This window comes from Alteromonas sp. ABD4_190 (assembly GCF_056160105.1).
In genome coordinates this window covers 361,856-382,651 of record NZ_JBSWWN010000001.1, presented here as the reverse complement: position 1 = coordinate 382,651, position 20,796 = coordinate 361,856, and the positions used below count along the sequence as shown (strand labels likewise).

Here is a 20,796-nt window from a genome sequence, read left to right as displayed (position 1 = left end):
AGGAAGGTCCAAATTCAAGGTATATGCAATGTTTATAAGGGGGAGGTGTAACAAGCGAAGTTTAGTTAAAATTTTCTTAACAGTAATAAAAAAGTGGTATGACCATATGTAAGTGTCAGATTTGCTTACTTAAAATTGTGATGTTGTAACATAACCTCTGAAGGTGTGACCTTTAAAACGCTACCTTGCTCGTACCAATCACCCAGTACAATCCGAGTCGCAGGTTTGCCATTAGCTCCAAGGCTGTGGACGTTTGGTCTGTGTGTATGGCCGTGGATCATGCGCTGCACGCCCCATTTTTCCATTACTTTCACCACTTCTTCAGGGGTAACATCCATAATGTCTGGTTTGAGGTTTTGTTGCTTAGCTTTGCTTTCTGCGCGGCCATTGTCCGCAACACGCTGGCGATACCATAACGGTAGGGCAAGCATTAATCGAGGCCACCACCATCCACGGGATTTCTTGCGAAACTTTTGATAAGCAACGTCACGTGTACAAAGCTCGTCACCATGGGTCAGCAGGGTAGGCGTGCCGTAAAGATCTATAACCTCTTGTTCGTTTAATAGCGTCATCCCAGCTTTTGATAGCCATTTTTCCCGTATAGCGAAATCACGATTACCGTGAATAAAGTAAATGGGGCAGTGCTGACTCACTTCTTTAAAGGCTGCCGCTATAGCTGTGTTAAACGGGGTGACGTTGTCGTCACCAATCCAAACTTCAAACAAATCACCAAGAACATAGAGCGCATCAGAATTAATAGCGTCTTCTTTTAAGAAGCGCATTAAGCATTCTGTAATATCAGGGCGGTCGGCACTTAGGTGTAAATCAGCAATGAAGTAGGTGAACGACATAAATCTTCTTAAGTGTGGTTTAAAAAGCCGCGTTAACGATCACGCGGCTTTTATATAACTAAAGGCTTGTTTTGAACAGCATGCCAGCCAAGCCAATATTTAGTTAGTTATTTGACAGTTATCTAAGCAGTTATTTACGCTACAACTGCTTTTTCAATGATCACTGGCTCAACAGGTACATCCTGGTGGTAGCCATTGTTACCGGTTTTAACCGCTTTGATCTTCTCTACCACGTCCATACCTTCAACCACTTTACCGAAAGCACAGTAACCCCAACCGTTTACAGACTTACTAGTGTGGTTAAGGAAGTCGTTGTTGTTCACGTTAATGAAAAACTGTGCAGTAGCTGAGTGTGGGTCTTGAGTACGCGCCATCGCGATGGTACCTACTTCATTTGCAACACCGTTGTCTGCTTCGTTTTCGATAGGCTCTTTAGTATCTTTTTGTTCCATATCAGGTGTAAAACCGCCACCTTGGACCATAAAGTTGTTAATTACACGGTGAAAGATAGTGTTGTCAAAAAAGCCGTCTTCTACGTAAGAAAGGAAGTTAGCTACTGTTTTAGGTGCTTTATCTTCGAAAAGCTCTAGGGTGATGTCACCGAAATTTGTTTTTAACGTAACCATTGTGGTTTGTCCTGTGTGTTAGCGTATATGTAAAGTGGGGGCATTTTAGCGCAAAACGAGTCGATAGCGCAAAGTGACGGTTATGGCAAATGACGGCAATATCGCTGCAAATGGCTTGTACCATTTAAATCGTGACAGTGCTAAACTTTGCGCCCCAAAATTATGACAAATAGGAAATATAGACATGCTACATCTTTACAATACCCGAACCCGTGAAAAAGCGAAGTTTGTTCCGCTTCAAGAAGGGAAAGTGGGTTTGTATGTGTGTGGTATTACCGTTTATGACCTTAGTCACATGGGACATGCCCGTACCTACCTAAGTTTCGACGTTTTGGTACGTTACATGCGACACCTTGGTTTAGATGTGAAGTACGTACGTAACATCACGGATATCGACGATAAAATTATTGCTCGCGCTAATGAAAATGGCGAAAGCTTTGAAGCGCTGACTGCACGCACTATTGCCATGATGCATGAAGACTTTGCGGCGATTAACTTACTAGAGCCTGACGTTGAGCCGACAGTAAGTGGGCATATGGATGAGATCATTGAAATCATCCAGCGCCTGATGGACAAAGGTTATGCTTATCAAGCGGCAAGCGGTGATGTGCTATTTGACGTAAGCAAGTATGAAGATTACGGCAAGTTGAGCAAGCAAGACCTAGATCAACTTAAAGCAGGTGCCCGAGTTGAAGTAGCGGCAGGTAAAGACGACCCGCTAGATTTTGTATTATGGAAAACCACTAAGCCAGGTGAGCCTGCATGGCAATCGCCATGGGGCGATGGTCGTCCGGGCTGGCACATTGAGTGTTCTGCAATGAACCACAAGCACCTTGGCGCCCACTTTGACATTCATGGCGGTGGCTCAGATTTAACCTTCCCACACCACGAAAATGAAGTAGCTCAATCGTGCTGCGCGTATGACACACCTTATGTAAACGTGTGGATGCACGCAGGTATGGTACAGGTTAATGATGAAAAGATGTCTAAGTCGTTAGGTAACTTCTTTACCTTGCGCGATGTGCTGAAAGAGCATGACTCAGAAACGCTACGTTTCTTCTTAATGTCGGCGCATTATCGTAGCCAATTAAGCTACTCGCAAGACAACATCACTCAAGCAAAAGCGGCCCTAGAGCGTTTGTATACTGCGCTGCGTGGTGTTGAAGTAGATGCAAGTACTGATATTAGCTACGGTGGTTATTTAGCGCGTTTCGAAGCGGCAATGAATGACGACTTAAACGTACCTGAAGCCTTTTCTGTGTTGTTCGACGTGGCACGTGAACTTAACCGCCAAAAAGACAACGCTGAAGAAGCGGGTAAACTGGCTGCGGTGCTAAAAGGTTTAGGCGCAATTTTGGGTATGCTTCAAAGCGATCCAGACACTTACCTTAAAGGTGGTGAGGGCAATGACGACGAAGCGGCTGAAATTGAAGCGTTAATTAAACAGCGCAACGATGCTCGTGCCGCGAAAGACTGGGCAGCCGCAGATGCTGCACGTGATGCAATAAATGCAAAAGGTGTAGTGTTAGAAGATGGCCCAAGCGGCACGACCTGGCGAAAAGCCTAATTAGCAGCCTGTGCTATTTGATGTAAGAAAGCCCGCAATTTGCGGGCTTTCTTATTTGGCACAGCCATCTCTTAAATTTCGGGCTTGCCAGTGGGTATTGCCGATTCTTTTTCGGTTAAATGTGACTTCCACCGCTGCTGTGCAACGTGTGCCTTCACTAATTCTAAGCATTCATTTACAACGTTAAGTACTTCTTTATCCAGTGCATCGGCTGTAGGGGTATAGTCATGCATACCTACTGAAATGAAATGGTCGATGCGCTCTGCGTCTAAGTCGCTTAACAGGTTTACCAGCGATGTGGTAACGATATCGGTGACTGACTCTTCTAATGTATTTTCAATGGTTTTGCCGATAACAGGAAGGTAATGCAGCGAGGATACTTGTGCATTGCTTCTCACCGCTTTCCCCACGCTTTTCCGTACATGCTCACGAATCACCTCACCATGTTCTTCGCTTTGAATTGACTGCCCCAAATGGTTGATAACGCCAGCCATCCATTGCGTTATGACGGGTCGACGAGGCGCTAGTACCTGTGCATTGATATCGTCTAATAAAGGCGAACCTGCTGAGATGTCTTTTTGCGCATCGCTTAGCACTTTAACAACAATTCGGTCGCTAAGTTCTTCAACAAACACGTCGTAATAAAAGGCAAAAAAGCGAAAGACGGCGGTTTGGTTTAAGTCGATGATTTCGAATTTGTGCAAGCGGTGTAGTATGGAGAATATTCGCAAGAAGCGAAACAGACGAGTAGGGCCAGTTGGTATTAAGCCAATAATGTCGTACCAGTGTAAAAACGGGAAGAAGTACCAACGTAAGTGTTCTTTACGCACAATGGCTACAGCCCAACGAAAACAGAACTCGGTAAAGAATATGGCAATAAAAACTAAATCGACCAACAAAAAGTTGGCGTGAATTGGGTCGTAAGCGTTAAGAAAGGCGGGGAAGTATGTACCTAAAAGACCGTATACAAAGTCTGTAGCATAAAGCGCATCGAAAATAAGCCACGCTAGATTTACAAACAGTATACCTAGCATGACTAAGTCTAAAATTAACCAAGGCGTTTCATGACTGTTTCGCAGATTTTCTCGGTTAATTCTTAGCATTTCCATATCCTTTTCGTGATTTAACGCATGATAAAACGGCTGTTAGGGAAACGCGTTAATGCTAATTTACGTTGAGTCACTAGCTCGATGCGTTCAGTCTTGTCACGTCTACATACAGTTTAAGTCTTTGACCGGGTTGCAGGTAGCGCTTAGTGTTTAGCGAGTTCCACTTACTGATGTCACTAACCTTAACATTGAACTTGCTGGCGATTCGAGATAACGAGTCACCGTTTCTTACCGTGTAGGTTAGTTTTTTGGTGACTCCGGCTTGCGTTTTGCCTTTCTGCCAAATAATCAAAGCTTTTCCTGGGCGAAGCGTATCACCCGGCGCCATGCCGTTCCATTTAGCTAACTGCTTAGTACTTACTTTGTACTTACGCGCAATATCCCAAAGCGTATCACCGGATTTAACGGTGTGATGCACTTTTTGCTGAGACGAGTTGCTATTTTGTAAACTGGCTAAGCGTTGCTCTTGCGATAACGTATAGCTGTCTAATTCTTGAAGTGCTACTGGTACCATTATTGCCTGGCCTATTCGAATCATTGATGAGTCTAACTCATTTATTCGTTTCAGCACTTTCACTGTGGTGTGGTACTGCTTTGCAATCTTACCTAAGCTGTCACCGGACTTAACTGTGTGGCGTACCCAGTTAAGACGCTCTTTTTGATCAATTTTAGCAAGGGCTTGCGAAAACGCAGCAGCTTTATCAAGGGGAAGTACTAAGCGGTGCGGGCCATCGGGAGATGTGGCCCAGCGGTTGAACCCAGGGTTTAAACCGTGAAGTTCTTTTAAAGACATACCGGCAAGCTCGGCGGCAAACGCTAAATCAACTTGAGAGCCAATATCGACCACTTCGATAACGGCTACGTTTTCTACTTCTGGCCATGAGTACGCATATTCATCTTTATTCTTAAGAATATCGGCAAGCGCTAATAACTTAGGCACGTACGCACGGGTTTCTTTAGGTAAATTCAAGTTCCAAAAATCAGTTGGCTTTCCTGCACGTTTATTAGCTTTAATCGCTCGTTGTACACGACCTTCGCCACTGTTGTAAGCCGCAAGTGCATGAAGCCAATTTCCGTCGAACATTTCATTTAGGTAAGTAAGGTAGTCAAGTGCTCCTTGAGTCGACGCTACAATATCGCGACGCCCGTCGTACCACCAATTTTGATCCATACCAAATCGCTTTCCGGTGCCAGGAATAAATTGCCACATGCCGGCTGCACGGCCGTGAGAATAAGCGAAAGGGTCGAATGCGCTTTCTACGATGGGCAAGAGGATTAACTCCATCGGCATGTTACGCTTTTCAATCTCTTCGGCAATGTAATAAAGAAACGGCTTAGCACGCTTCACCACGCGAGCCATGTATTCAGGGTGTTTTAAATACCACTTTCGTTGCGCATTAAGGCGCTTATTGTCGGGTATTGGTAAAGCGAAATTAGCACTGGCACGTTGCCATACGTCAGTAACGACGGCCTGCGTATGCATATCCGGTGTATCGGTAAGCTCAGCGCCTTCTTCTAGCGTATCGTCATTTGGGTGAACAACATCAATAACGCCGTCTCTTGCAAGTTCGCAATCTGAAATGGCTTCTTCGTTGCTGTAAATTTCACTGCACGTTTCTATTGAAGCAGTTTCGTTACTTTCTAGTTGTACATTGTTACTACTATTTTCGGTTATCTGACAACCTGTTAAACCTATCGCCAACAACAAGGGCGATAGAGGAAAAAACTTCAACTGCATATATGAAGAAACCTCTTGGAACACTGCAAACCTGGAATATTACGATAATTGGCTTACAAATGCATCAAAACTCATCTTTCCAGCGGCGAACTGCAGCAAACACCGCTACATCGTCAGCCAGGTTATTTTCGCAATAGGTTTCGGCAGCAGTTTTCACTGAAAGTTCATGGGCACGTAAAAATGGGTTTATGTTTTTTTGCTCTTTGAGGGTACTTGGTAAAGTAGGTTGATTCTGTTCTCGCTTCTCTTTTACCCACGCAGCATAGTCGTTAAGTGCTTTGTTATCGGGCTCAACAGCTAATGCAAATGCAACATTAGCCTGTGTATATTCGTGAGTACAGTACACCTTGGTGGTGTCGGGAAGTCGCTTTAATTTATTTAAAGAATGATGCATTTGCTCTGGCGAGCCTTCAAATAAACGCCCGCAGCCCGCTGAAAACAATGTATCACCGCAAAATAGTACACCATGACCAAAAAATGCAATGTGATCAAGTGTATGTCCCGGTACCTCCATAACTTGCAGCGCCATTTTAAACACGGGAAGGGAAACCGAATCGCCCTGAGCCACCGATTTGGTAATGCCTCTTATGTGGTTGCCTCTTGGGCCTATCACCGGTAAATCCGGTACGATAGATACTAGCTTGGCAATGCCACCAGTATGATCTCTATGATGATGGGTAATAAGAACCGCACTAAGCATTAATTTATTGGCTTTAAGAAAAGCCAATACTGGTTCAGCATCGCCCGGATCGACGACTATGGCGCTGTTACCATTGTGAATGCACCAAATGTAGTTGTCAGTAAAAGCGGGGATAGGATAAATTGTTACATCTGAAGGAAGCGTTTCTGCCGTCATAAGAGTACCTGCTTGTGTAGGTAGAATTATGCGTTACTATAGGGACTTGTGAACAGCAGAGCAACCTAAGAGCGCGCAGTGTTAATGAGATCGGCCTTTAGAGTCAAACCGCCTCGCTACCCCACAAGCTGGGATGATTTCCCCGCAGGCGAGCATATCCGCAATGCCGTGAATACAGTGTGTAGCGATTATGCTGAGCGCATATTTGGGTACCACTTCGCTAAGCTAGGCTCTTTAAGTGCCGAGATTACTCTAAACACTAGCCCTATTAGGCACCATATCAACCAAGTGCCAATTGATAATCAATTTGGCTGCCAGTTAGACGATAACACAGTATTTAACTATACCTCAGACAAGCATGTTGCATCTTCACAATTGCAGGATGAAAGCCGCGAATCAACTATTAGCAGAGAAAATACCGTTGTAGGGCAGTCGCATTCCTTACCTTTCTCCGAAAATAGTATTGACGGCTTTCTATTGGCTAACGAGCTAGATTTTGCTCAAGATCCTCACGAGATTTTGAGAGAAGTAGACCGTGCTATTACGCAAAATGGTTACGTCATTGTTAGTGGCTTTAACCCGTTAAGTCTTGCCGGTATCGCCAAGTTCTTGCCCGTGAAGCGCGGAAATATTTTGCATGATGCACGCTTTTTTACGTCGTATCGCATTAAAGATTGGCTTCAGTTGTTGGGTTTTGAAATTGTTGAACAGCGCCAAGTTTTGTTTTCAACACTCTTTTTCCAACAAAAGTGGAAAGGGGCGGTTAAGCTTCAAGACTATTTAGCCTCGTACTTGCCGTGGTGCAGCGCGGTCTATGTAATACTTGCGAAAAAGCGGGTAATCCCTATGACAGCCATAAAACCTAAACGCAATTTAAAGCCCCGTTTTTCAGCGGTAGGGGCTAGTGTAAGAACGTCTGCGGTAAATCGTTCAGGCCGCTAATTTTCAAGCTAGTCATTTTTTAATGTACGAGCTAGTGAAAGAAAGCCGCGAAACCACGCTTCAAAACCGGTTTACAATTCGCGACATGAAAAAGAAGCACACAAAAAAGCCACGATAGGTTGAGTCCCACCATGGCTTTGTTGTTAAGAAGGACCGAAGACCAGTCCTAAACCTTAGTTCGTATTTTTAGTGGCTTACTTAACTCGCATGCCCGGCTTTGCACCTTCGTGCGGCTCAAGAATGTATAGCTCGTCACCGCCAGGTCCTGCGGCTAACACCATGCCTTCACTCATGCCAAAACGCATTTTACGAGGGGCGAGGTTCGCAACCATTACCGTATGCTTACCGATAAGAGCTTCCGGCGAGTAGGCCGACTTGATTCCAGCAAAAACTTGCTTAGTTTCGCCGCCTAAATCTAGTTCTAAACGTAAAAGCTTGTCTGCTTTTTCTACATGTTCTGCGTTAGCGATACGTGCAATACGTAAATCAACCTTGGCGAAATCATCAAACGAAATAGTGTCGCTGATAGGGTCTTTAGCTAGCGGGCTGTCTGGGTCGATAGCCGGTGCAGCTGGCGCTAGGCTTTCTTTTGAATCATCAACCATGGCGTCGATTTTCTCCATTTCTACACGCTGCATCATCGGCTTAAATTTGTTGATGGCGTGGCCTTTTAATAAGGTTTGCAGTGAATTCCAGTCGAACTTGTCGTTTAGGAATTCTTCTGCTTTTTCTGCAAGTACAGGTAGCACAGGCTTCAAGTAAATAACCAACAGACGGAACATGTTAATACCTAGCGAGCACACATCGTGTGTGAGCTGCTGCTTCGTCTCGTCTTTAATGGTTACCCAAGGTGCATTGTTGTCGATGAACTGGTTTGCCTTATCAGCAAGGGCCATGATTTCACGCACGGCTTGATGGTACTTGCGCTTCTCGAATAATGCAGCAATAGTCTCTGACGCATTTTGGAATTCAGCAATAAGTTCTGGCTCAATCACGTTGTCAGATAGTTTGCCGTCGAAACGCTTGGTGATAAAGCTTGCACAGCGGCTTGCAATGTTAACCACTTTACCTACCAGGTCTGAATTCACTTTTTGTGCGAAGTCAGTAAAGTTAAGGTCGATGTCGGTAACACCGTCGCCTAACTTAGACGCAAAGTAGTAACGCAAATATTCTGGGTTCAGGTGGTCAAGGTAAGTGCGGCCTTTAATAAAGGTACCGCGCGACTTAGACATCTTCGCACCGTTCACCGTTACAAAACCATGAATGTTTACGCCAGAAGGCTTACGGTATCCCGCGCCCTCTAGCATGGCAGGCCAGAATAGGCAGTGGAAATAAGTAATGTCTTTACCAATAAAGTGGTACAGCTCAGCGTCAGAATCGGCTTTCCAGAAGTCGTCAAACTCTAGGTTATTCTGGTCGCAGAAGTTTTTGAAACTAGCCATGTAGCCAACAGGCGCATCTACCCACACGTAGAAGAACTTGTTCGGCGCACCTGGAATTTCAAAGCCGAAGTAAGGCGCATCACGGCTGATGTCCCACTGTTGAAGACCTTCAGTAAACCATTCTTGCAGCTTGTTAGCCATTTCTTCTTGAAGGGCACCCGAACGGATCCACTCTTTTAACATGCCTTCAAATTTTGGCAGATCAAAGAAGAAGTGCTCAGACTCACGTAGTACTGGTGTAGCACCCGATACCACGCTACGCGGGTTTTTAACTTCAGTTGGGCTATACGTTGCGCCACATACGTCACAGCTATCGCCGTTTTGGTCTTCTGCGCCACAGCTTGGGCAGGTACCCTTAACGAAACGGTCTGGTAAGAACATTTCTTTTTCAGGGTCGAACAGCTGATTAATGGTGCGTTTGCTGATGTACCCTGCGTTATCTAAACGGGTGTAAATTTCTTCACACAGCGCCTTGTTTTCTGGCGAATGGGTTACATAGTAGTTGTCGTAATCAACGTGAAAATCAACAAGGTCCTGGTGATGTTCAGCACGGGTTCTAGCCACCATTTCTTCTGGTGTAATGCCTAGCTCTTGGGCTTTAAGCATAACCGGCGTACCGTGTGCATCGTCTGCGCAAACACTGTAACATTCGTTTCCGCGAAGGCGCTGAAAACGAGTCCAGATGTCGGTTTGAATGTGTTCTAACAAGTGGCCTAAATGAATAGAGCCATTTGCGTATGGCAACGCACTGGTTACCAGAATTCGGCGTTTTTCTGACATAATGACGTTATTGATTCTTTGCGTTTCAAAATGGCTGCAAATACTAGCGGAAAACCGCGTTTTTTGCATTACGTAATTCATACAATTCTACTACTAGTAAGGCATTTTATGTTCTTTTCTCGCAAAGCAGAGCCGCTAACTAAAAAAGTTGCTGTAATTTTGGCCAAGTATTTCTCGTTAGATGTTGAAGATACCTTGCCATGGTGTGCTTTTAACCAGCCAGAAAATGAAGATGCAGGCGTTACAATTACTTTGCCATTTTGCATTGCTACACAGTTAGATACGCTTAAACAAGAAATGCTTAACCAGCTAAAAGGGAAACTAGATGCCGATAAGCTTACTTTTAAACAAAACGTAGCCAGTGGCGAAACTGAAATTGCCCCTGTTACTAATATCAAAAATATTATTGCGGTAGCCTCGGGCAAAGGTGGTGTGGGCAAGTCTACAACCAGTATCAACCTTGCGTTTGCGCTTATGCAGGAAGGCGCGAAAGTAGGTATTTTAGATGCCGACATTTACGGGCCGTCTATTCCTATTATGTTGGGGAACCCTGACGCACACCCTGAAAGTGAAGACAATAAGCACATGCAGCCCCTTATGGCACATGGGCTGGTAGCAAACTCTATCGGTTATTTAGTACCGCAAGAAGACGCGGCAGTATGGCGCGGCCCTATGGCAAGCCGAGCGCTCAAGCAGTTATTAGATGAAACGCTGTGGCCTGTACTCGATTACTTGATTGTAGATATGCCGCCAGGTACCGGCGATATTCAACTTACGATGGCGCAACAAGTTCCGCTAACTGCATCTGTGGTAGTTACTACGCCGCAGGACTTAGCGCTAGCCGACGCCCAAAAAGGTATAAGCATGTTTGAAAAAGTCAATGTGCCAGTGCTTGGACTTATCGAAAACATGAGCTATTACCAATGCAGAGCCTGCGGCACCAAAGACTATGTATTTGCAAAAGACGGTGGGGAGGCGCTTGCCGAACGCCATGGGCTTCCGCTTTTAGGTCAGCTACCCCTTGATATTCATATCCGCGAGCATGGTGATGCCGGCACTCCGTTGTTACTGGCCTCGCCTGACAGTACTTTAAGCGAAAGCTACCGCGAGGCAGCTAGAGCACTGTCTATGCAATTGGCCCTTACTGTTGCGCCACGAAAAGGGGCAGTTACACACATTAAAGGCAACCCAATTGGCATTATTGGCAAAGATTGAAAGGTGGGAAAGAGTAGAGTTAGGTAATAACAGGTGACGCATAATAGTGATGTACGTTCAGTTTAAAGATGCTGACCCAAGGTAAAATAGAGGCAAGTTTTGGCGCGTAAATTCAAATTCGTCATAAACTTTATAAAAATTGTGCAAAAGCAGATAAAACAAGCCTTTGAGCAGTTGAATGCATGCGGTGACATACGCATAATAGCGGCCTAACGAAATGAGGAATACACCATGCGCTTGTGCGACCGCGATATCTACCAACATCTGCAAGATGGAAAAATCAAAATTGAGCCTACACCTAACTATGATCAGATTAGCGGTGTAACAGTAGATATTCGCCTTGGTAACAAATTTCGCGTATTTGAAGACCATCAAGCGCCGTTTATCGATTTAAGTGGGCCGAAAGCGCAAGTACAAGAAGCGCTGGACCACGTAATGAGCGACGAAATTGAACTAGAAGAAGGTAAAGCGTTCTTCTTGCACCCGGGCGAGTTGGCACTAGCTATAACCTACGAATCAGTAACGCTGCCAGACAATATCGTTGGTTGGTTAGATGGGCGTTCTTCACTTGCGCGTTTAGGCTTAATGGTGCACGTGACGGCGCATAGAATCGACCCAGGTTGGTCGGGCAACATTGTTCTTGAGTTTTACAACAGCGGTAAATTACCCCTAGCGCTTCGCCCTAAAATGAAAATAGGGGCACTAAGCTTTGAAGTACTATCAGCGCCAGCTGAAAAACCTTATAACGCCAGAGTTGATGCGAAATATAAAGATCAAGCCGGTGCAGTAGCCAGCCGAATTTCGTCAGACGACGAAAGTAAGTAAAACAACCTAAAATCAACTTTTTTGGAAAAGCCTCGTGCGTTTCCCGCTAATTACTGATAGAAAATATAAGAGCAATAATTAGGGCCTAAAGCGAAGGCCCTAGCACTTATAATAAAGCGATTAGTAACGGGAAGCGCAATGCACACAAACCCTGAACCTTCTTCAGATACCCTACAACGACAGCCAACACGTAAGAACAGCATTATTCTTTTCGCGTTTATCGCCTCTGTTCTTAGCGGTATGGGCTTGTGGGCTGTGAATCAGCCCAGCGAAATTATATTTACCGCCTCGATTACACTTTTCGTAGCAATACTTTGGGTAACCGAAGCGCTCCCCATTCCCGCTACCTCGCTTTTACCCTTCGCGCTATTCCCGCTATTTGGTGTGTTGTCTCACAGCGAAGCCGCCTCTGCTCTCGGAAGCCACGTTATTATTCTATTAATGGCTGCTTTTATGCTTTCAAAGGGGTTGGAACGCGCCAATTTACACAAGCGGTTTGCTATTTATATGCTGCGTGTAACGGGCAGCGGCAGCCCGCTTAAACTGATACTGGGCTTTATGCTCACCACCGCCGTCCTTAGTATGTGGATTAGTAACACCGCCACGGTGTTAATGATGTTGCCAATGGCCATTGCCATTATTAATGCTGTCGATAACCCCCGATTTGGCGTGGCCCTTATTCTTGGTATTGCTTACTCAGCAAGTTTAGGCGGGGTAGGGACGCCAATTGGCACTCCGCCTAATATTATCTTTATGAGCGTGTATGAAGAGACTCAAGGTATTGAATACAGCTTTATCGAATGGATGAAAACTGGCGTGCCGATAGTCATTTTAGGTGTGCCTATTATGGCCTTGTGGTTGGCACGCGGAATTAAAGAAGTGGGCCACATAGATTTGCCTGTACCTAGTGCATGGACGAAGGCCGAAAAGCGAGTACTTGCCATTTTCGGTACGGTAGCAATGGCGTGGATCTTCAGACCTTTTTGGACCGCTTGGATAGGCGTGACCACTATTAGTGATAGCACCATAGCCGTTGCTGGTGTTGCCGCTATGTTTTTCACCAATAGCGGCAATGATAACGGCAAAGTAGATGCAAAAGGCAACCGCGACAAGTTGCTTGATTGGCAAACGGCAAACGATATTCCTTGGGGAATGCTGCTGCTGTTTGCTGGTGGGATTTGTATTGCGAAAGCGTTTATGTCGTCGGGTTTAAGCGTGCTGATGGGGTCGTGGTTAACAGGGCTTGCAACCTTACCTGTTTTACTACTTGTACTAGGCATTTGCTTATTCGTAACTTTTCTAACAGAAATTACTTCTAATACCGCAACCTCTACATTGCTAATGCCGATATTGGCGGCAGCGGGGTTGGCAGTGGGCGTTGACCCTAAGTTACTAATGATTCCTGCGGCAATTAGCGCAAGTTGTGCTTTTATGTTGCCTGTAGCAACCGCACCCAATGCCATCGCCTATTCAACGGAAAAGTTCGATATAAAAACAATGGCAAGAGAAGGAATAATGCTGAACGTACTAGTGGCGTTAGTGGTAACTGCGGTGTGCTACGTTACCTTGGCGTGATGTTAATTAGCGTGCAACTAGGTGTTTTAATGCAGAAATTTGCATAGATGGTTAGCAATTGAGCGCTTAAACAGGCTTATTGCTAATTCTCGTTGCATTGTGAACAAATATGAGTAGTATTACTCGCTCTTTCGGTCGGTGTGTAGCGCAGCCTGGTAGCGCACTGTCATGGGGTGTCAGGGGTCGGAGGTTCAAATCCTCTCACACCGACCAACTTCTCTCTCACCCTTGAGTGGCTTGACTTACAAGCGTTTCATCTCTAAAAATATCCACGAATTAACGAACTAAGTAACCTAACTGGGTCACCAACAGGGTCACCTTTCGGGTCACTTTTAGTTTCTGTTGTTGTTTATTTGAGCAATGGTTTAAGCGATGGATAAAAAGTATCTCAAAAGACAGGATTCAGGCTTGTGGTTGTATCGTCGAAAGACTCCTGTACTACTCAAAGACAAGTACAAGTCGAGCTACATACAACACTCTCTCAACACGCACAGCTATCACGAAGCAATCTTAAAGCGTAACGCGATTAACGCTGAGATTGATATGCAACTAGCACACGTCAAACGAGGTGACTCAGACAAGGCTAAGTTCTTTCACTACTACACACCGTGGAGAAAGGAACGCGTAGAGCGTGAAGGTGAAAAAGTTGAAGGTGCAGACCATCACCCGATGGAAGAAGCTGACCTTGAAGTTGTCATTGAGAATCCAGAGGACAAAGCTAATCCAGCAGTTCAGGCCGCTTGGAAGGCTGCTATGTCTGGAGATATTCCTTCAGAGTTTCAACCGACAATCAAAGAGGTTGCAGAAGAATGGTCTCAGTGGGCAGAGGACAAGAAGAACGCTAAGTATGTCTCAGCTATGGCTACATACGTTAAGGCTCTTGTAGTGTTCCTAGGTCGTGACGAGTTACCAGCCAATGTAAGCTCTGGTCAGGCTCAAATGTTCATTGATGGATTACTTAGTTCAGGTAAATCAGCTAACACGGTTACACACTACAAGTCTAAGCTACAAGAACTCTGGCGATGGGCTTTGAGTCGTGAGAAGGCTCAAGGAGGTAACCCTTGGCTTAACTGTAAGGTTGAGGCAAGCAAGAAGAAAAGTAAGCCTGAACACTACCGTAACTTTACTGATGAAGAACTGACTCATATTCTCGCTGAGACTGACTTCAAGAAGCTTAATACATCGACTTGGGCTTATCCGTATGCCTTACACATGCTACCTCGTTTATTACCTTTCCTTGGTACACGACTAAGTGAACTAGCACTAGCTCAGAAGGAACAGTTCGTTGATGTAGATGGACGCTTGTTCTTTGAGGTGCGAGAAGGTAAGACAGTCAATGCTCAACGTATTGTGCCTGTATCCCCAGCTATTAAGCCTCTTGTGCTTCAGGTCTTAGACAGGGCAGGAGATAGCCCTTGGTTGTTCCCTGAAATCGGTGAAGCTGTAATAGGTGCTGAAGGTGCAGCTAACAGTATCTCGTCGAAGTTCGGTAAGATAACTAAAGGGTTCGCTAAGGTGGAAGGCTACAAGACAGGCTTACACTCGTTTAGAGGTCACTTTGCGACAGCGCTAGAGCAGGTGGGTTGTCCTGAAGACATCGCTACGAAACTAGCAGGGCACAAGCAGTTGTCCTTGACGTATAACTTGTATAGTAAGTATAAGAACAAGGACGAACTGTGGCAATATGTCGAGAGGATTCACGAGGCTGACTGCTTGAAGTCGTTACAGTATCAACCAACTGAATAACCCAATTTTCTGTGTAGTCAGTTAGATTCTTGTATTTGAGTGTAAAACAGTTAACTCCAGAGACGTGTTAACATTGCTTATAGCTAGCCACTAAACAAGAAAATGAAGGAGATAGATGTGGTACTAAAGGAAATAGCCAGTAATGCAAAAGATGTGTTTGTATTTATAGGCGCAGCGGCAGGGCTTATAGCTTTCCTCAAGCCAATGATTGAGCCGAAATACAATAAGGATATTGAACGGCTCCAAAATTTACTAAAGCGACTTGATACACAAGAATTCACCATTAATGAAATGGTATATCATGCCAGCGCAAGAAGAATACCTCATGCACTAGTATTATATTTGGGCAGTATTGAGCATGATGTTGAAGAAAATACTTCTGACGTTAGGTTTACTGGCCCAATGAAGAGCATAATCATGACGGAGCTTAAATCTTTTATTCGTTTGAATAAGAAGCTTAGAGAATTTGTGCACGTACCTCAGTGGCAAACAGACCAGCATAGGGATAACTATGAGTTTCAGAAAGATTGGTTCGATGATAATGACAAAGACTATGTTCAGCACATTAATGGAGTGGAGCTGGTGTCTGAACAGTTGGTAGACCAATATAGACGACTAGAGCTTTTAACCGAGATTCCAGCATTAGAAGCAATGTTGTCGCCTGATATGTTAATTAATAGGAAGCTCAATCGTTACCACCCTATAAGTTCAAATTAGTTTTGCCACAAAAATCTGTGAGGCCAAATCGATAATGATGAAGCCTCAACTCCCCCCCATAGGGTGCCTCTACGCACCACAGGAACACCGCTAAGACAATCTTCAAGCCAGTCGCAACGTTCATCTTGACCAAACACGAAGACAACGCACAGGTTCTGCTGGTGGCTCAATATTCTCACTCTGAAAATTTCAAGAGTGGTTGTTCTCGAAGGCATAGCGCAATCTTGTTCTTTGATTGATTTGTGTTCGTTATGGATATTTCCACATCACCCTAAAGATACAGGTCTCTGATTCATGTACTGCAATTTTGCATTTCTATACGAGACTGGATATTTGCAGGTTCGTAATCGTCCACCAAAGTAAAAGATAATAAACTTAGCTATTGACCGTTCAAATACCGTTCATTAATATGTCGTTCATATAACCTTTAGACTTTATTGAACAGGATGGATTTATCATGACAGGTCAACTTATCGGTTACGCACGAGTATCAACCACAGGCCAGAAGCTAGACGTACAGTTAGACGCACTGAAGGCGAAAGGCTGCACAAAGATTTACCAAGAGAAGCGCTCAGGTAAGACAGCAGACCGTCCAGAACTAGAGAAGATGCTTGATTACGTGCGTGAAGGTGAAGCTATTGTTGTGACCAAGTTAGACCGTTTGGGTCGTTCTGTGGCTGACCTAGCGAATATCTCGAAGTTACTCGATGATAAAGGCGTAGGTCTCATTGTGATTGACCAAGGTATCGACACGACAACACCACACGGTAAGCTAATGTTCCACATGATTGCTGCTGTAGCTGAGTTCGAGTTGTCTCTACGCTACGAAAGACAGATGGAAGGTATTGCTAAGGCGCAAGAGAAAGGCGTTAAGTTTGGACGTAAGAAGTCTGTAGACCGTGAGAAAGTCCACCAGCTACGAGAAGAAGGCTTGAGCATGGCTAAGATTGCTGAAGAATTAAGCTGTAGTAAGGGAGCGGTGCATAAGATTATCAGTGAGTTCATAAACCAGAGTAATTAACCTAGCTAATTCGATCACTGAAACTTATAGTTCGTGTGGTCTGCTACTCCTCTACAAGACATCTTCAGCACTATCATAACGGAGTCTCACGCTTAACTGTTCGAGGCTCTGTGCAGCTCTCTCAGATCGATTTATCCCACCTAATGCAATCGTATTAGTTGTACCTAGAAAAGCCCGTAAAGAGCCGCTGTCGATCTGTAATGAAGCTTTGTATCCTGACTTCTCGCTTGTCCTTTGGTTAGACCTAATGACCATTAAATTCCTTTAGATTTATTAGTGTTATCTAATGTTGAGTCAGGCCAATAAAAACAAGGCTTAGACGACTCCCTGACCTATGAAAGAAAAAGTTCAGTTAATGACTCCCTGACATATGGAAGAAAAAAACTGAACAGCTGACTCCCTGACGTAAGAGAAAAGGAAGCGTGCCTAACGGCATAACTCCCTGAGTTACGAACAGAGATAATTCCAAAGGACATCGTGAAGACAAACACTCGGTCACTAACTTCACGGTGGTGAGCTACGGCTCAGGGGCAAGTGACCAGTCATTCAAACTCAAGACCAACGCTAGGACTAGCTGATACTGGTTCACAGATGATTGTTTCCACCCTTATCTACCTACATAACGTGGGGGGTAAGGGGGGCAACTCTAAGTCATCAAATCTAAGACCAACACCAGTATCTCTTAGTTAGTCTTAAAGACAGTCCGTTACTGGATATATCAATGATTAACCCAATTAGTTAATGGACTAGAGGCAAGTCTTTAAGACTCTCTTAGTCATCCCTTACTCATGTGGATTGATTCATGTGTGTATGGTCTAACTTGATTTGTTTACTCATATCCTTCTAAGCCTATGGACTTGTGCTCTACCTCCAGCACTTGTCCTAGGCCCCCTTTCGCTCACTGAATACAACCACAAGAGGGTTCTCTGTAGGTAAGCCCTAAGATACCTACATGCAGCCTGAGAGCCTTCTTGTCTTTGTATTCATTTATTTTCACAAAACTTCAACTTTAGGAGAAACACTATGACTGACATTAACCACTTACTATCACGTACTGTAGTTGCTGGAGGCTAACGATGAATGCACTAGGTAAACCACACAAAGTTGTGTCGCAGCCTTGCATCAACGTGTACTTAACCAGCAAGAACTTCGAGACCGTCCAGAAGTACCAAGCACGACTTCAAGACACTAGAGGCGTGAAAGTAAGCGCTAGCAGTATCGTGAATGAATGTATCCATAATTACTTAACTGACAAGGTTTAACGCTATGACAACTTCCACATGCAAGGTGTGGGGTTGTTCTCGTCCTATCGATAACGCTAAGTACGGCAAGTACTGTAAGCGACACCGTGAAGCTAATCTGCACAACGGTCATCCAACGTTTAAGCCACCAGCACTATCTAAGCGCTATGCTTCATACAACCAAGAGCTAACTAAAGCGTTTCACGGTGGTAAGCAATGGTACTCAGAGGCTGACTTAACTCACTATGAGAAAGCCTTTGGTCGTCTGCTAGATGAAGCAGAGAAGCTTAAAGCACTATCACCTTATAGACGACTAGGTGATTTACCAGTTCGCTCTCAGTTGCTGTATCTGCTCAAGGCATCAGTTGAAGCAGTGGGTAGGCATGTGACCATGAAACAGTGGTTGTGTATCTACCTCGCAGCTTGGTTCAAGAAAGACCTGTTCCCTAACAGGAAGACCTTAGCAATCTTTGTATGCCGTAAGAGCCTTGTGAGGATGATTAACATGCCTCAGCACATCACAAGGACAGGCAAAAAGAGGCGTTATCGACTGAACGCTAACAGAGCCTTGAAGATGCTAGACATCCTTGAGCCTATCTTCGAGTTATCGCATGTGCCAATCAATAACCTCGGCCTTTGGATTAGGCATTACACATACAAGCTGAACCTATCCAACATCCAGAAGCGAGTTATGAGTGAGAAGCACGAGAAGAACCCTTTCCACGCCAAACAACTTAACCGAATTAAAACCATTAAATCCCTTGAACGAAAATACTTAGGAGGATAAATCCATGAGCAAACAAGCTGACATCATTAGAGAACTACAAGACCGTCTTAACGCTGCTGAGGCTATCTGCCAAGACTTACTGAGTCACTTGTACAACAGCGAAGCACAAGGTCGCATTAAGTTCGATGACTACCGCATTAAATACACACAAGAGGCTATTGAACGTCGAGAAGCTGAAGCCAAAGCGAAACAACATCGAGACAACTTCAGCACGGCTAAGGCTGACTTCAGAGATATGGCTGAGGCTAACTTCTGGACTCTTGTGTTCCTGAACGACAAGGAACGTCAAGAGAAACTAGACGACATCTGGAGCACTATCACAAGTGGCCTAGTCTTGCCTGAAAACGCTGAACGTCCTCAACACATTGTGCCTGAACTGACTGTAGACCAGCTTATTAATCGTCGTGCTGAGTTACTGGATTCAATTAACAGAACTAACGCTACTCAGTACAACGACACCATTGAGCACTGCAACCAGTCTAAAGCTGATTTCGCTTTAAGCATGGAGCGAGAGCGAGACAAGCAGATTATTGAGATAAATCGCAAGGATGGACTAAATGAGTCTGAACGACAACGGCAAGTTAGTGAGACACAAGCTTACTTCAAGCGTGAGATTCAGAAGCACTTGCTCGAAATGAACAGACAAATCAGTTCAGCAGAGGTTGGCCTTAAACGTCTTGACGACCACAAAGCAGAACTAGCCAAGGTTCAACAAGCCCTAGCTAAACAGTTAACCCATTAATCGGAGGAATATACATATGAGTAAACAAACACCACGACTTATCTTTACTGACGGTGCAGCGCCTAACAACCAGAACGGATGTAAACACGGTGGCTTAGGCGTTGTCGTGTTGAATGACCAAGAGGAGGTCTTGGAGACCTACAAGGCACGAGTAGAGCCAGAATCAGGCGAAACTAGAACAACGAACAACCGCTGTGAAATGCTGGCAGTCATCAAGGCTCTCGAACTGGCAGAGCCTAAAGACATCATCCACACAGACAACGAAATGATTGCTAAGGGCTACAACGAATGGCTCAAAGGGTGGAAGCTGAAAGGCTGGAAGACTGCCAGTAAGAAGCCTGTAGCCAATCAAGACCTATGGCAACGTATCGACAAGCTGAAGCAAGAGAAGCCTATGGTTGTCGTTAAGTGGGTTCGAGGTCATAGCGGTATCTATGGCAATGAACTTGCGGATAACTTAGCGACTGAAGCTGCTGCTTAACACTTTTCTTAACCACTCCCTGACTTACACAGAAACAATTATTGGAGGAAACGTTTTATGACTGACACAACTATCAACCCTTTACTGCAAAACGACAACGCAATTGAAATGATGATGACGGCGTATAAAGCATCAAAGTCTGTAAGCCCGATAGCACACCTATTTGATATTGAGAGTGGTGTTGACGCTGAAGTTGCAAACTTCATGAAATATGAAATGGGACTCAGTGCATACGAGATGTTAAACGTTCAGGTAGATTTCTTGTCTACCCTTACAGAACTGCTTGATGAATACGCTGTGACTAAAGGTGTGCAGCCTACCAATTCAAACACGCTCTCAGAGTGGCTCTCAACCCGAGCGTTTCATGATGATGAAATGAATGAAATTCTCGATAACGCTTTGTTAGGCATTCTGCATGGTAACTACCAGTCTGTTGATAAAGTAGTTAACCTGTACTCTGCTAGTTTAAGCCACTAAATAACGATCTGTACGATCTCCTGAGGAGACTTCTGGCCTGACCTAAGGCAATCCTATT

18 protein-coding genes and 1 tRNA gene are annotated in these 20,796 nt (G+C 44.7%); 13 read left to right on the top strand and 6 right to left on the bottom strand.

Annotation, left to right across the window (positions count from 1 at the left end; all coding sequences use genetic code 11):
• Positions 1-125: 125 nt before the first annotated feature.
• Entirely contained in the window at positions 126-851 is a 726-nt protein-coding gene (lpxH, locus tag ACXAFM_RS01745; RefSeq protein WP_474832993.1) for a UDP-2,3-diacylglucosamine diphosphatase, read from the bottom strand.
• Positions 852-985: 134 nt separating this feature from the next.
• Positions 986-1,477: a peptidylprolyl isomerase gene (locus tag ACXAFM_RS01740; protein WP_020743833.1), complete on the bottom strand. Its 492-nt coding sequence runs from the start codon at positions 1,475-1,477 to the stop codon at positions 986-988.
• 184 nt (positions 1,478-1,661) lie between these two features.
• Here ACXAFM_RS01740 and cysS point away from each other — a divergent pair, with 184 nt between their 5' ends.
• Complete coding sequence (gene cysS, locus ACXAFM_RS01735; RefSeq protein ID WP_474832991.1) at positions 1,662-3,044, top strand: cysteine--tRNA ligase; 1,383 nt, start codon at positions 1,662-1,664, stop codon at positions 3,042-3,044.
• A 71-nt stretch (positions 3,045-3,115) separates the two neighbouring features.
• Here cysS and ACXAFM_RS01730 read toward each other — a convergent pair whose 3' ends face one another.
• From ACXAFM_RS01730 to gloB, 3 genes are all read right to left on the bottom strand, one after another.
• On the bottom strand, positions 3,116-4,147 hold the full coding sequence (locus tag ACXAFM_RS01730; protein ID WP_474832988.1) for an ion transporter: 1,032 nt from the start codon (positions 4,145-4,147) through the stop codon (positions 3,116-3,118).
• A 79-nt stretch (positions 4,148-4,226) separates the two neighbouring features.
• Positions 4,227-5,891, bottom strand: coding sequence for a lytic transglycosylase (locus tag ACXAFM_RS01725; protein ID WP_474832985.1), 1,665 nt, complete (start codon positions 5,889-5,891; stop codon positions 4,227-4,229).
• Between the two features lie 64 nt (positions 5,892-5,955).
• Positions 5,956-6,747, bottom strand: a complete 792-nt coding sequence (gene gloB, locus ACXAFM_RS01720; RefSeq protein WP_474832983.1) for a hydroxyacylglutathione hydrolase — start codon at positions 6,745-6,747, stop codon at positions 5,956-5,958.
• An 84-nt stretch (positions 6,748-6,831) separates the two neighbouring features.
• Between gloB and ACXAFM_RS01715 the strand changes: the two genes are divergently transcribed.
• A complete protein-coding gene (locus ACXAFM_RS01715) occupies positions 6,832-7,689 on the top strand; it encodes a class I SAM-dependent methyltransferase (protein WP_474832980.1) in 858 nt (285 codons plus the stop codon).
• Positions 7,690-7,883: 194 nt separating this feature from the next.
• Here ACXAFM_RS01715 and metG read toward each other — a convergent pair whose 3' ends face one another.
• On the bottom strand, positions 7,884-9,911 hold the full coding sequence (gene metG / locus ACXAFM_RS01710) for a methionine--tRNA ligase (protein WP_474832977.1): 2,028 nt from the start codon (positions 9,909-9,911) through the stop codon (positions 7,884-7,886).
• A gap of 108 nt (positions 9,912-10,019) precedes the next feature.
• On the opposite strand from metG, the gene apbC reads away from it, so the two are divergent.
• The 11 genes from apbC to ACXAFM_RS01655 all read left to right on the top strand — a co-directional run bounded on the left by apbC (position 10,020) and on the right by ACXAFM_RS01655 (position 20,738).
• The gene (gene apbC / locus ACXAFM_RS01705; protein ID WP_474832975.1) at positions 10,020-11,126 is read left to right on the top strand and encodes an iron-sulfur cluster carrier protein ApbC; all 1,107 of its coding nucleotides are present in this window, start codon (positions 10,020-10,022) and stop codon (positions 11,124-11,126) included.
• Between the two features lie 231 nt (positions 11,127-11,357).
• Entirely contained in the window at positions 11,358-11,951 is a 594-nt protein-coding gene (gene dcd, locus ACXAFM_RS01700; RefSeq protein WP_461851985.1) for a dCTP deaminase, read from the top strand.
• Positions 11,952-12,089: 138 nt separating this feature from the next.
• Positions 12,090-13,526, top strand: coding sequence for an SLC13 family permease (locus tag ACXAFM_RS01695; protein WP_474832973.1), 1,437 nt, complete (start codon positions 12,090-12,092; stop codon positions 13,524-13,526).
• A gap of 136 nt (positions 13,527-13,662) precedes the next feature.
• Positions 13,663-13,739: transfer RNA gene (locus ACXAFM_RS01690), tRNA-Pro, on the top strand.
• 159 nt (positions 13,740-13,898) lie between these two features.
• Positions 13,899-15,272, top strand: coding sequence for a tyrosine-type recombinase/integrase (locus tag ACXAFM_RS01685; protein ID WP_474832972.1), 1,374 nt, complete (start codon positions 13,899-13,901; stop codon positions 15,270-15,272).
• 117 nt (positions 15,273-15,389) lie between these two features.
• Positions 15,390-15,989: a hypothetical protein gene (locus ACXAFM_RS01680; protein WP_334037609.1), complete on the top strand. Its 600-nt coding sequence runs from the start codon at positions 15,390-15,392 to the stop codon at positions 15,987-15,989.
• Between the two features lie 457 nt (positions 15,990-16,446).
• A complete protein-coding gene (locus ACXAFM_RS01675; RefSeq protein ID WP_474832968.1) occupies positions 16,447-17,010 on the top strand; it encodes a recombinase family protein in 564 nt (187 codons plus the stop codon).
• Positions 17,011-18,276: 1,266 nt separating this feature from the next.
• Positions 18,277-19,038, top strand: coding sequence for a hypothetical protein (locus tag ACXAFM_RS01670; protein ID WP_474832965.1), 762 nt, complete (start codon positions 18,277-18,279; stop codon positions 19,036-19,038).
• A 4-nt stretch (positions 19,039-19,042) separates the two neighbouring features.
• Positions 19,043-19,780: a hypothetical protein gene (locus tag ACXAFM_RS01665; protein WP_474832962.1), complete on the top strand. Its 738-nt coding sequence runs from the start codon at positions 19,043-19,045 to the stop codon at positions 19,778-19,780.
• Between the two features lie 16 nt (positions 19,781-19,796).
• Positions 19,797-20,261, top strand: coding sequence for a ribonuclease H family protein (locus tag ACXAFM_RS01660; protein WP_474832959.1), 465 nt, complete (start codon positions 19,797-19,799; stop codon positions 20,259-20,261).
• A 57-nt stretch (positions 20,262-20,318) separates the two neighbouring features.
• The gene (locus ACXAFM_RS01655) at positions 20,319-20,738 is read left to right on the top strand and encodes a hypothetical protein (protein ID WP_474832957.1); all 420 of its coding nucleotides are present in this window, start codon (positions 20,319-20,321) and stop codon (positions 20,736-20,738) included.
• Positions 20,739-20,796: the final 58 nt, after the last annotated feature.